Source organism: Bacteroides celer (genome assembly GCF_002632415.2).
In the GTDB taxonomy this organism is placed as follows: Bacteria; Bacteroidota; Bacteroidia; order Bacteroidales; family Bacteroidaceae; genus Bacteroides.
On sequence record NZ_CP178209.1, the window covers coordinates 2,511,993 to 2,523,416 of the forward strand.

11 protein-coding genes are annotated in these 11,424 nt (G+C 43.6%); 6 read left to right on the top strand and 5 right to left on the bottom strand.

Annotated elements, in window-relative coordinates; translation table 11 throughout:
• The first annotated feature begins 1 nt into the window (after nt 1).
• The 5 genes from tnpB (CJF29_RS09950) (at nt 2) to tnpC (CJF29_RS09970) (ending at nt 4,112) form a co-directional block, all read left to right on the top strand.
• Entirely contained in the window at nt 2-346 is a 345-nt protein-coding gene (gene tnpB, locus CJF29_RS09950; protein ID WP_004297053.1) for an IS66 family insertion sequence element accessory protein TnpB, read from the top strand.
• Between the two features lie 87 nt (nt 347-433).
• Nucleotides 434-1,060 carry a hypothetical protein gene (locus tag CJF29_RS09955; RefSeq protein ID WP_413544493.1) on the top strand — a complete coding sequence of 209 codons (627 nt, stop codon included), beginning with the start codon at nt 434-436 and terminating at the stop codon, nt 1,058-1,060.
• The gene (locus tag CJF29_RS09960; protein WP_141561043.1) at nt 1,060-1,413 is read left to right on the top strand and encodes a hypothetical protein; all 354 of its coding nucleotides are present in this window, start codon (nt 1,060-1,062) and stop codon (nt 1,411-1,413) included. The genes CJF29_RS09955 and CJF29_RS09960 overlap by 1 nt, the downstream gene beginning before the upstream one ends.
• 10 nt (nt 1,414-1,423) lie before the next feature.
• On the top strand, nt 1,424-2,689 hold the full coding sequence (ltrA, locus tag CJF29_RS09965) for a group II intron reverse transcriptase/maturase (protein ID WP_099147667.1): 1,266 nt from the start codon (nt 1,424-1,426) through the stop codon (nt 2,687-2,689).
• Nucleotides 2,670-4,112, top strand: a complete 1,443-nt coding sequence (gene tnpC / locus CJF29_RS09970) for an IS66 family transposase (protein WP_413544492.1) — start codon at nt 2,670-2,672, stop codon at nt 4,110-4,112. The genes ltrA and tnpC (CJF29_RS09970) overlap by 20 nt, the downstream gene beginning before the upstream one ends.
• Before the next feature lie 167 nt (nt 4,113-4,279).
• Here the strand turns inward: tnpC (CJF29_RS09970) and tnpC (CJF29_RS09975) are convergent, their stop codons facing one another.
• The 4 genes from tnpC (CJF29_RS09975) to CJF29_RS09990 form a co-directional block, all read right to left on the bottom strand.
• On the bottom strand, nt 4,280-5,845 hold the full coding sequence (gene tnpC, locus CJF29_RS09975) for an IS66 family transposase (RefSeq protein WP_004304902.1): 1,566 nt from the start codon (nt 5,843-5,845) through the stop codon (nt 4,280-4,282).
• Between the two features lie 86 nt (nt 5,846-5,931).
• Entirely contained in the window at nt 5,932-6,282 is a 351-nt protein-coding gene (gene tnpB / locus CJF29_RS09980) for an IS66 family insertion sequence element accessory protein TnpB (RefSeq protein ID WP_004296723.1), read from the bottom strand.
• On the bottom strand, nt 6,270-6,674 hold the full coding sequence (locus CJF29_RS09985; protein ID WP_004307670.1) for a hypothetical protein: 405 nt from the start codon (nt 6,672-6,674) through the stop codon (nt 6,270-6,272). The genes tnpB (CJF29_RS09980) and CJF29_RS09985 overlap by 13 nt, the downstream gene beginning before the upstream one ends.
• A gap of 568 nt (nt 6,675-7,242) precedes the next feature.
• Nucleotides 7,243-8,292: a leucine-rich repeat domain-containing protein gene (locus CJF29_RS09990; RefSeq protein ID WP_099145883.1), complete on the bottom strand. Its 1,050-nt coding sequence runs from the start codon at nt 8,290-8,292 to the stop codon at nt 7,243-7,245.
• A 103-nt stretch (nt 8,293-8,395) separates the two neighbouring features.
• Between CJF29_RS09990 and CJF29_RS09995 the strand changes: the two genes are divergently transcribed.
• On the top strand, nt 8,396-9,292 hold the full coding sequence (locus tag CJF29_RS09995; RefSeq protein ID WP_074559715.1) for a CPBP family intramembrane glutamic endopeptidase: 897 nt from the start codon (nt 8,396-8,398) through the stop codon (nt 9,290-9,292).
• Here the strand turns inward: CJF29_RS09995 and CJF29_RS10000 are convergent.
• The gene (locus CJF29_RS10000; RefSeq protein ID WP_099145877.1) at nt 9,264-11,396 is read right to left on the bottom strand and encodes a Tex family protein; all 2,133 of its coding nucleotides are present in this window, start codon (nt 11,394-11,396) and stop codon (nt 9,264-9,266) included. The two genes, CJF29_RS09995 and CJF29_RS10000, sit on opposite strands and share 29 nt — an antisense overlap.
• Between the last annotated feature and the right edge of the window lie 28 nt (nt 11,397-11,424).

The window sequence follows — 11,424 nt, forward strand, 5'->3', positions numbered from 1 at the left end:
TATGCTTGGTCTGAGTGCTAACCTGAACTATTACCTGTTTAACGGTAATGTTGATTTGCGGAAAGGCATTTTCCGTCTGTGTGAGAGTATAAGGGAAGAAATGTCACTTGACCCGAGCGATGCGTCCAATGTATATATGTTCATGTCCCGGAACCGAAAGGTCGTGAAGATACTTCATTACGAACGCGGTTTTTATGTGCTTTACGAAAAACGTCCTGTTATGGGCAAATTCAAGAAACCTGTATTTGATGAAGTCTCCAGATGCTACCGGATACAATGGTCGGACATGGCTTATCTTACGGAAAGCATTGTAGTTGACAAGATGTACGTTAGTCCGAAAGGTTAATATTAACATGTTGATTATCAATAGAATAGTATAAAAATAAACGATAAAAAGTTTGCGTAACTGCCTGATTTTTCGTACCTTTATATCATGATTGATGAAAGAGCATACGAGTTACTTTGCTGTCAGCTGGGTCTGGCGAATGAGGAAAAGGCAGGGCTTCGCAAACAGGTAAACGAACTGATTGCGAGGCTTAAAGCAATTGAAGAATCCAACAAGGAGAACTCCAAGGCTCTGATGGAGACAATCAATGAGTTATCCGCAACAGTCGAGAACTATCGAAAGGAAATGGAACTTATGAGAAAGCAGCTTGGGGCAAAAGACGAGGTGAACAGAATGCTGGCAAACGAGATTTCCAATCTCAAGCTACAGCTTGATGACAGCAGGAAACACCGTTTCGGCCGTACCTCCGAGCAAAGAAGGCTGCTGAACAACCGTAACCTTGACAAGTCTGCAATGGAGAAGTCCGAGTATGACGGTTATGACAAGAAGGATGATGATAATAATAAGGCCGGTGTGTCACGAGGGCATTATAACATGATGCTATTGGCTGGTATCATGGAAATTTTGTCTGCAACTATCAAAGAGATGAGGGTAGGTCCCTCGCAATCGGTTTACAGGAACAGGTTGCAAACCATCACAAGCTGCGTTTTGAGCAATCAAAAAGTGGTGAACGTTGTGTGTAATAAGTCAGAAGATATGGTAAGGTATGTATAATGGAGTTGAATGTAAATGAACCGTTGATGAAGCATCGTTATTGTTATCAGATTACATCAGAAATAGGGCTTCTGCTACGCTCTATGATAAGAAGGGAGGTTACCTGTTTACTGTCCCTTTGGTGTACGGTGTGTAGGCGGCAAGACCATTATATAGGCTCTTTGATGGAACGTGAGAAGCAGATTGAGAATGTCAAGAGAAAATGCCAAAGACGCATGACACGTAAGGCAGAAAGTATCAAAGTCTCAATTTGTGGCGGATTTCTCCGTAGTAGTGTTGAAGTTCTTGTAATGAGAAGGGAGCGAAGGGGGAAACGTATTCAGCGGACTGTATTGTGCAACTTGATAAACTAAGGAGGACACAATGCAAGAAGCAAAACCATTTCAAATAGACAAAAGAATAATCTTTGAATCCTTTAAGAAAGTAAAGTTTAATAGAGGTAGTTCAGGCATTGATGGTATAGAGATGACCACTTATGAGCAAAACCTAGGTTCCAACCTTTATCGTCTATGGAATCGCATGAGCTCCGGCAGTTATATGCCTAAAGCAGTAAAACTTGTAGAAATACCGAAATCAAATGGTGGTAAAAGACCTTTAGGGATTCCCACTATTGAAGACCGTATTGCACAAATGGCTGTTGTTAATGTAATTGAGCCTCTCATCGAACCCTGTTTTCATGAAGATTCATTTGGTTATCGTCCGCATCGCTCTGCTCATGATGCCATAGCCAAGGCAGAAAGACGGTGTTGGAAGTATGCATGGGTTTTAGATATAGATATATCCAAATTCTTTGATACAATCGACCATGGCTTATTAATGAAAGCGGTGGAGAAGCATATCAATATAAAATGGATACTTCTCTATATAAAACGTTGGTTGACTGTCCCTTATCAGAGAAGTGATGGAGAAATTGTAAAGAGGGACATGGGAGTACCGCAGGGTTCAGTCATAGGTCCAATTTTAGCAAACCTGTTCCTACACTATACCTTTGATAAATGGATGTCTTATAAATATCCTCACATACCTTTTGAGAGATATGCTGATGATTGTGTTTGTCATTGCAGTACATTGGCTCAAGCTGAATACATAAAGGAAAGGCTTGGAGAACGCTTTACTGAATGTAAATTGAAATTTAATGAGGAAAAGACAAAAATAGTATTCTGTAAAATGAGCAGTCGTTCATCAAAGCACTATCATTGTACTTCTTTTGATTATTTAGGCTTTACTTTTAGATCAAGAGCAGCAAAAGATAAACGCAACAACGTCTTATTCACAAGTTATTTGCCTGCTATAAGCAAGAAATCGGTAAGCAGAATACATGAAACAATAAAATCATGGAATCTCAAACGTCTCCATAATCGAAGTCTACGATTTGTGGCAGCATATATTAATGATGTCGTAAGAGGATGGATAAACTATTATGAGAAATTTGGTAAAACAGAATTTTGGAAAGTTATGTGCCATCTGAATCGCTCTATTGCTTATTGGGCAAAGACGAAATATAAAAGACTTCGTCGTCGAGGTGTCATATCTGCTCATTATTGGTTAGCCTATATAGCTCAGAAAGAACCCAATCTGTTTTATCATTGGCAAGTAGGATATGTACCCTATGCACGTCAAAAGAAATGATTTGAATGCGAAGAGCCGTATGAAGGGAGACTTTCACGTACGGTTCCGAGAGAGGCTGAGGGTGAAATTCCCTTGGTCTACTCGACATGGTAACGAAACCAGTGGCAATACCTCTTCCGATAACGTGCCTGAACAGAACAGCAAACCTTCAAGAAGAAAGGAAACCGCCCCACGTGCAGAAAAGAGCAGGCTGAAGGTGGATAAGGTAGTTGTTCATGAAATAGAAGACTATTACCAACTCCCGGATGGTGCAAGGTTTATGAACCGTAACGGTATGCCTGATGTTTGGGAATACAGGGTCATAGAACATGTAAGGGCTCATAACGTGGAGCATGTTTACAAGGTGGCAAGGGTAAAGCTTACAGACGGCACTTTCACAAGCACCATGGAGCATCCGCTGAAAAATCTTGGAGGTATCTTCTCTCCTGAACTGCTTGCCCGCCTGCTCTGCCTAAAATATGACTTCAGCATGCCAGAAAACAGAGAGATAAGACTGCTTGCAAGAGAGGGCATCCACATAAGCAATACCACGCTGAACAGCTATATACATAACGGAATCGCCAAGCTAAAGGAGTTCATAGAAGATGTATTCAAGGAGTTTGTACAGAGAGCTAAATACCTTATGGTTGATGAGACCACCGAACTCGTAGGAGTGGAGACAAAGGAAGGGAAGGCTTACAGGAGAAAGTACTTATGGGCTTTCTTTGCCAAGCATATTAAGATGGTCTATTATCACTATAATAACGGCAGCAGGTCATCCGATGCGGCAAAGTCATTCCTGGAATATTTTATGGGAACCATATCCACTGACGGATATACGGTTTACAGGATGTACGATGGTGAAGACTCAAAGGTGCTTCATATAGGATGCTGGACGCACTGTAGAAGGTTGTGGGTTGATGCCCTGCCTTCAGACAGAACAGCGATGGACATAATAGATCCTATTGGTGAGATGTTCAGAAATGAAGACCTGTTCCGTATGATGAAACTCAGCGGTGAGCAGATTAAGGAAAGAAGGCTTAAGCTTACAGGACCGATTCTTGAACGTATCCATCATAAGGTGGTCATTATGATGCAGGATGCGAAGATTATGGCTAACGAACTGATGAGAAAGGCCGTGAACTATACGATACACCAGTGGAAATCCTTGAGAAATATCCTCAAGGACGGTTCAGCGGAAATCTCGAACAACCTCTGTGAGCAAAGGATGAAACCTGTAAAGCTGCTGCTCAAGAACTGTATGAACATAGGCAGTGAGGATGCGGCAGAAAACTCAGCATTCATCTTCTCTTTGATAGAGAGTTGTAAGTTAAATGACATAGCCCCTCAGGACTACCTGAAACACTTGTTTGAATGTATTCTTTATGGTAAGGACTGCGACAAGAAGGCGCTTCTGCCATGTTTCTATAAACCGGAATGTTAAAACAAAAATATTTTCTTACGGGCATTTTTATTTTATCGGCTGAAAGACAGCCGATAAAATTGTCGTGGCGGAAAATAGTATGGTTACCTCTTACACTGTCTTTTTCACCGTAAGCGTCTCCGCGATTCTATATAGTGTATTAAAATAAAAAGGCTAATGATCCCTTTTTAGTCATTAGCCTTTTCCCATCTGTCAGGAAGCAGTTCCCTGTATTTTTCAATTGGTGTGTTCGGTTGCCATTCGGCTGTTCTGTTTATCACATCCGTGAGATACTCAAATAGATTCACTTTATGCATCCTACAAGTGAGTGCTATCGTATAGAGTATGGCGCCTCGTTCGGCCCCCTTATGGCTGCCGAAGAACAATGAGTTTTTTCTTGATAAGGATATGTACCGGTTCATCCGTTCAACCATATTGTTGTCCAGATAAGTGTCACCATAATTAAAGATGTCCACCACTGCATTCCACTCATTGCGAAGATAGGTAATGGCTTCCTGCAGTTCGCTCTTAGGTAACAAATCCCCCCGTTCTTCTATTTCATCAAGCACATCTTTTATTTCTCCGAGTATGTCCGGCGCATACTTTTTTCGATGCATAAGATTCTGTTCTACCGTCCATCCCTCAACCCCAACTTTATGCTTATGCTCGTTTTGATAAAGTGCGTTTATCAGCTCCACGATCCTTTTTGCATCCGGGTCCTTCTCACCGCAATCTATAAATTTCCGTTTTATATGTTGCAAGCACGGGATGCGTGTGATATTGGGATAAGCATCGCTTTCGAGCTTCCGGTAAGGTGAGTAACCATCGCTTTGTATGATACCTTTGCAACTGCCTAATTCGTTAAGAATAACTCTTTCAGACCGGGAGCCGTCATCATAGAGCAGGTATATCATCCTGGTGTTTATGCCGACAACCACCCAAAGGTATCCCTTCCTGACTCCTTTTCCCTTGCTGTTCTTTTCCGGGACGAGTATTTTGTAATAGGTTTCATCGGCTGCCTTATAAGGATCACTCAAAGCTGTCTGCCGGATGCACTTATAAAGATTTTCGAAGAGGTTTGAGGCTTTCTCTATCAACTTATGAGCCGTAGGTTTCTTCAGCGTAAAGCCATGACTCTCGAAGTAGTTGATGATTCTTTCAACAGGTAGCGATTGTATATAACGTAATTCCATCAATCCGGCAATAAATGAACCGTCATAGCTGGAATTCAAGAAGGCCGAAGCCGGTGTTTTTCCCTCAAACAGGCGACCTTCTTGCGTATAGGTGTGTATCTTGTAGACATGCTTGATGAAGCGCATGGGTACACATTCATAGCGGACGCATATTCTGGGAACAGTGGTAAACAACCGGGCCTTATTGATGTCAAAATCGGGATCATCGGGATAAACGACATGTTCTTCTTCCTCCATCTCATAATGCATGTCACGTTTGGCCCCATTGTTCTTTCTTGCTTTACGCTTATCTGCTTTTTCCGCTTCTATCTTCTGCCGCTCTTCTTCGGATATGGCAGATTGGGGAGCCTGTTGCTGTTCGGATGTGTTGGATACAAGTTTGGCGAGTCCCTTAGTAAGGCGCTGTTGCTTGCTAAGAGATTCGCCTTTTTGAAGGAGTGCCTCTTTAAGGGAAGAAACCTCCTTTATCAAAGCATCTATTTGGTCCAAGAGTCTGTTGTTGTCATCTCGTAATCCCTTGATTTGTTCCTTCAATAACTCTATGATCTCATCCTTTTTCATGGCATAAAGATATAAAGAATCAACGAATTGGCCAAATAAACCGGATGATATCTTTAGCACAAATAACTAATAATCAGAATGTTGAATTAGATCCTAAAACGTTTTCTCAACCGTACAGACTTTAATGACACTCCATTTAAGATAAAAGACAAAACCTGATAAGAAATCTCGTAATTGCCTGTATTGGGGTTAAATGTCGGTAACTCAAAACTTCCACCTTCGAGGCGCTTGTAGTACAGAAGAAAGCCATCGCCATCCCAACGCAGTATTTTTACACTTTGTCGGTTTTTACCAAAGAATAAAAAGATATCTCCGGAAACGGGAGACAAGTCCTTCATTTCCGATCGTATAATTTTGAATAAACCGTCAATGCCAAGGTTCATACGAACAAAGCCCTGGTACAGATAGTATCGATTGGCTGATGTTAGAGAATACATGGATCTCCCTCCTTTCTTTCGTAATCGCGCAACATTTTAATCACACCACCGGGTGTGGCCCGTTTGACCGAAATGGTGGTTCCACTGTTAAAGGTGATTGTGATCCCGGCAAGACTAAACTCTTCTTCCGACAACATGGCGGGTGCTATTTGAGTGAATGAAGGAGAGGAAGTTGTCGGTTGGGAGGGTTCAACGCCGCCATAATAATCACGGACCACATCTGCCTTGGCTTGTTTAACGCTATAGCCCCGTCTGGACATCCAGGAACTCATACCACCAAAAGTGGTATGCTGATCGCGGCAAACATCGGCTAAAGAACAATTGTAGTCTACTTTCAATACTTCAAGGAAATGTTTCCAAGTTTTTCCAAATCGATTTTCTGCTAAATCCATAATGCTTCATTTTTATACATAGCAAAAATATAAGAATGAAAAAAGGCCGACAAGATAGAATCGCGGAGACGCTTACTTTTCACCTTGCTTAGAAATGAAATATGCTAATAGTTAAATAGAATATGCTAATAGATTATTTTTTTCATTGGGATATTCTTTTTTAAACATTGGGATGTTTTCTACAATTAATGCGATGATTTTTAGAAAGTTCTATAATGACTTTTTTCGATATGCAATACGATGAATGTAATGATGAAAAACTCTACCTTCACCCGTAGAGAGCTTATTTATCTGGAGTTCAGAAGAAAGGTGAAGGAGAATAGAGAAATGAGTTTTTTGTAGGAGAAGTGTGAAACTTCTTTTAGTATAAGTAAAAAGCATAGCTTTAGAGAACGGAAAGCTTAGCTTTAGGTGGGCAAAAGCTATGCTTTAGGAAAAGGAAACAATCTATATGTGAAATAATCATGAATATATTCATTCTGCTTAAAATTGGCCAAAAGCATGTTTCTTTTAAATAAGAAAAGGGCTGTTTTTAGTAAGTTGAAGTTTTAGACAGCCCTCAATTCTTTTATTTCTTATAAACCAACTTACTCGGAACTCCCTCCCCGAACAAGTGATCTCCCAGTGTTGTGATCTTATCCCCCGTAGCCAATACGTAGCGAAGATTATCGCATCCCATAAAAGCGCCGAACTCGATAGCCGTTACACTGGCCGGTAATTCCAGCGTGCCGCACAGACGGCCGCAATTACTAAATACACGCTGTCCGATTGATTTCAGGTTATGAGGTAATTTCATATTCAGCAGATACTTCTTCTGCGAGAAAGTGAAGTCGGGGATAGCCGTTGCATTTGTCTTGGAAATATCAACCGATACGAGATTCGGCATATAATCGCGGATAAGTTTGAAGTCAGCGTTATCCAGTTTCCCTTCAACGGTGAGGAAGTTGATGTCTCTGGGTTGCAGTCCGGCTTTCAGGATCTCTTCTTCCAGTTTGCCCATTGCACCCACTTGCAGGGTAGTCTCTACCGGTTCACCTTCGATGAAAGCAAAATTCTGCCATCTGTCTTTGTAGCGGTAAGCGTCGCTGCTGCCCAGAGGAACGAAGATGGCGGTAACGCTGTCTGCCAATGCTTCCGGCAGCAGGTTGGGAGCTGTCTTTTTCCGGATCTGGCAGATTTTCAGATTCTCACAGCCTTTGAAGGCAGCATCTTCGATATTCTTCGTTTTCTCGGAAAGGATCACTTTTTCCAGTGTGGCTTTACCTTTGGTCACTCCGCCTACCACATTCGAGAAAGCATAGGCAGGGATGAAGTTCGGCATATAAATGTAGAATTTTCCATTGGGATAAGTACCGGCTTTTCCGCTGTACATCTTGATTTCCGCGTTCGAAATATCCAATACTTTCAGATTATCGAATTCGTCACGGAGATGCCGGAAGTCCTCTGCATTCAGTTTTCCGGTCAGTGTGAGGTGGGTGACACTGTTGGCTTCCTCTTCAGTCATCATGGAAATCAGCGTACCGGGCTTACTCACATAATACGTCTTACTCACTTGGGCGGCGGCTCCTAATGCATTAGCGGCCAGTAAGAAACTTATCAATAGTAGTTTAATTTTCATAATTTTGTAGATTTGTTCTGACAAATATAGGAAAAATAGAGAATACATGATGTTTTTTTATGTTTTATATCTAATTTTGTAGCCGGATTAACAAATTGTAAAAATGGAGGCAGACAACATAGATGGGAAGAAAGAACCCAAAAGACTTCCTGTGTGGGCATGTATCCCGCTGTTTATTGTGGTACTTTTCATATTTATTGGATTGTATGGGACATTGGTCAGCGGAGGCCTGTCGTTGGTTCTTGGAGTGGAGGCTCGCCATCCGGGAGTAGTAGGGTATATTTTCGTGGAGGCCGGTATGCTTTTGGCCGTTCTTACTGCCGCCGTCATCTTGCTTCGTCTCGAACGTCGTCCGTTTTCTGATTTGGGACTTTCCCTAAAAGGACATACCAACGGACTGTGGTATGGTCTCTTGGTGGCAATCTTGCTCTATTTGCTGGGTTTCGGAATCTCTGTTGTTTTGGGAGAAATAGAAGTCACCGGTTTCCAGTTTAAGCCGTTGGATTTATTGGGGTCGTGGGTGTTTTTCCTGTTAGTGGCGTTGTTTGAAGAAATTCTGATGCGCGGCTATATCCTCGGACGTCTGCTTCATACCAATATGAATAAATTCCTGGCACTCTTCATCTCGTCGGCATTATTCGCGTTTATGCATATCTTTAATCCGGAAATAGCTTTCCTGCCGATGCTAAATCTATTGCTTGCCGGTATGCTGTTGGGTGCTTCCTATCTATATACCCGTAATCTGTGTTTCCCTATCTCTCTTCATCTTTTCTGGAATTGGATTCAGGGTCCGATTCTGGGTTATCAGGTAAGCGGAAATAATTTCACGACGAGCATGCTGACTTTGCGTATGCCCGAAGAAAACGTACTGAATGGCGGAGCCTTCGGTTTTGAAGGCTCGCTCATTTGCACAGTACTTATGATTGTTTTTACGATTCTGATTGTGTGGTGGGGAGAAAAAAGAGAAGCAATCAGTCTTGCGGTACCCCGATCATACTAAGCTGAATCCGTTTCCGGTCATAATCTACATTCATCACTCTGACCATGACGTGTTGATGGATGGATACCACTTCCGTCGGATCGGAAATGAACCGTTCCGCTAATTGCGAGAGGTGCACCAGTCCGTTCTCCTTAATACCTATATCGACAAACGCCCCGAAATTGGTGATGTTGCCTACGATGCCCGGAAGAATCATTCCTTCGCGCAAATCGGCTATGGTGCGCACGTTCTTGTCGAACTCGAAGACTTTGATAGCCTTACGCGGGTCACGTCCCGGCTTGTCGAGTTCCTGCAGAATGTCCTGTAAGGTGGGCAGGCCGACGGTAGGGGTGATGTAGGCGGAGATGTTAATCTTCCGGCGGAGTTCCTTGTCGGCTATCAGTTCGTCGATGGTACATTTCAGGTCTTTGGCCATTTGCTCTACGATGTGGTAGCTTTCCGGATGCACGGCGGTGTTGTCCAGCGGATTCTTGGCTCCGGGGATGCGGAGGAATCCGGCACACTGTTCGAAAGCCTTGGCGCCCATGCGCGGAACTTTCATCAATTCTTTCCGCGAACCGAAAGCTCCGTTTTCCGCCCGGTAGTTGACGATGTTTTGAGCCAGTTGCGGTCCCAGTCCGGAGATGTAAGTCAATAGATGGCTGCTTGCCGTATTCAGGTTTACGCCGACCAGGTTCACGCAATTCTCTACGGTCTGATCGAGTGCTTTTTTCAGCTTTGTCTGGTCTACATCGTGCTGGTATTGACCTACACCGATGGATTTAGGATCTATCTTCACCAATTCTGCCAACGGGTCCATCAGGCGGCGGCCGATGGAGACTGCTCCACGCACCGTTACGTCATAATCGGGAAACTCGTCGCGGGCAATCTTCGAAGCCGAATAAATGGAAGCTCCCTGTTCACTGACTACAAACACGGGTATCTGACGGTCGAAGCTCTGGCTGTTGATGAAATCTTCTGTCTCACGGCTTGCCGTTCCGTTGCCGATGGAGATGGCTTCTATCTGATAGGCCTCAATCATCTTACGGAGTTTGGAAGCAGCTTCTCCTGTTTTGTTCACGGGAGGATGCGGATAGATATTCTCATTATGCAACAGATTGCCTTGTGCATCGAGGCAGACAACTTTACATCCCGTACGGAATCCGGGGTCGATGGCGAGCACCCGTTTTTGTCCCAATGGAGGGGCGAGAAGAAGTTGGCGGAGGTTCTCGGTGAATACCCGGATGGCTTCCTCGTCGGCTTTTTCTTTGGATTGAGCGGCAAATTCTGTTTCGATGGAAGGCTTGAGCAGACGCTTGTAGGCATCGACTGTGGCTTCGTCCACCTGCTGGCTACACTCGTTGTTGCCACGTACGAACTGACGTTCCAGGCGTTCGATACATGCCTCGTCGTCGGGATTGATGGATACTTTTAGCAGGCCTTCCGACTCTGCCCGGCGGATGGCCAACAGGCGGTGGGACGTGCAACGTTTCAGTGCTTCGGAGAAATCGAAATAATCCCGGTATTTTGCCGCTTCTTCCTCTTTTCCTTTCACTACTTTGGCACTAATCTCTGCCTGGCGGATGAACTGATTACGTACCGCGTTGCGGGCACGTTCGTCCTCGTTCACTTGCTCTGCAATGATGTCACGGGCGCCTTTTAGGGCATCTTCCACATCTTTCACGTCTCCTTTCACGAAGGAGGCAGCCTTAGCACTAAGGTTGTTTTCCCTTTGCAACATCAGGATGGTGGCAAGCGGTTCCAACCCTTTCTGGCGGGCTACTTCAGCACGTGTCTTCCGCTTGGGTTTATAAGGAAGATAAATGTCTTCCAGTTCCGTCGGATTCCAGGTGTCGTTGATACGTTTCTCCAGTTCGGCAGTCAGTTTTCCCTGCTCGTTGATGGTGCCGAGAATCGTTTCTTTCCGTTTGGCTATGTCGCACAACTTATCGTGTTGCTCTTTGATTTGCTCTATCTGCACTTCATCCAGTCCGCCGGTGGCTTCTTTACGGTAACGACTGATGAAGGGAATCGTAGCACCTTCACCCAAAAGATGGAGTGTACTACTTATTTGTCTTTCCGGTATACCCAGAAAACCGGAAATCATCTTGTGAAATAATTCCATAATTTGTATTTTTTGAGAGTAAATGAGC

Bases quoted from the DNA above. Each gene is read 5' to 3' on its own strand.
- tnpB (WP_004297053.1), top strand. From the start codon at position 2: ATGCTTGGTCTGAGTGCTAACCTGAACTATTACCTGTTTAACGGTAAT.
- CJF29_RS09955 (WP_413544493.1), top strand. From the start codon at position 434: ATGATTGATGAAAGAGCATACGAGTTACTTTGCTGTCAGCTGGGTCTG.
- CJF29_RS09960 (WP_141561043.1), top strand. From the start codon at position 1,060: ATGGAGTTGAATGTAAATGAACCGTTGATGAAGCATCGTTATTGTTAT.
- ltrA (WP_099147667.1), top strand. From the start codon at position 1,424: ATGCAAGAAGCAAAACCATTTCAAATAGACAAAAGAATAATCTTTGAA.
- tnpC (WP_413544492.1), top strand. From the start codon at position 2,670: ATGCACGTCAAAAGAAATGATTTGAATGCGAAGAGCCGTATGAAGGGA.
- tnpC (WP_004304902.1), bottom strand. From the start codon at position 5,845: ATGAAAAAGGATGAGATCATAGAGTTATTGAAGGAACAAATCAAGGGA.
- tnpB (WP_004296723.1), bottom strand. From the start codon at position 6,282: ATGTATTCTCTAACATCAGCCAATCGATACTATCTGTACCAGGGCTTT.
- CJF29_RS09985 (WP_004307670.1), bottom strand. From the start codon at position 6,674: ATGGATTTAGCAGAAAATCGATTTGGAAAAACTTGGAAACATTTCCTT.
- CJF29_RS09990 (WP_099145883.1), bottom strand. From the start codon at position 8,292: ATGAAAATTAAACTACTATTGATAAGTTTCTTACTGGCCGCTAATGCA.
- CJF29_RS09995 (WP_074559715.1), top strand. From the start codon at position 8,396: ATGGAGGCAGACAACATAGATGGGAAGAAAGAACCCAAAAGACTTCCT.
- CJF29_RS10000 (WP_099145877.1), bottom strand. From the start codon at position 11,396: ATGGAATTATTTCACAAGATGATTTCCGGTTTTCTGGGTATACCGGAA.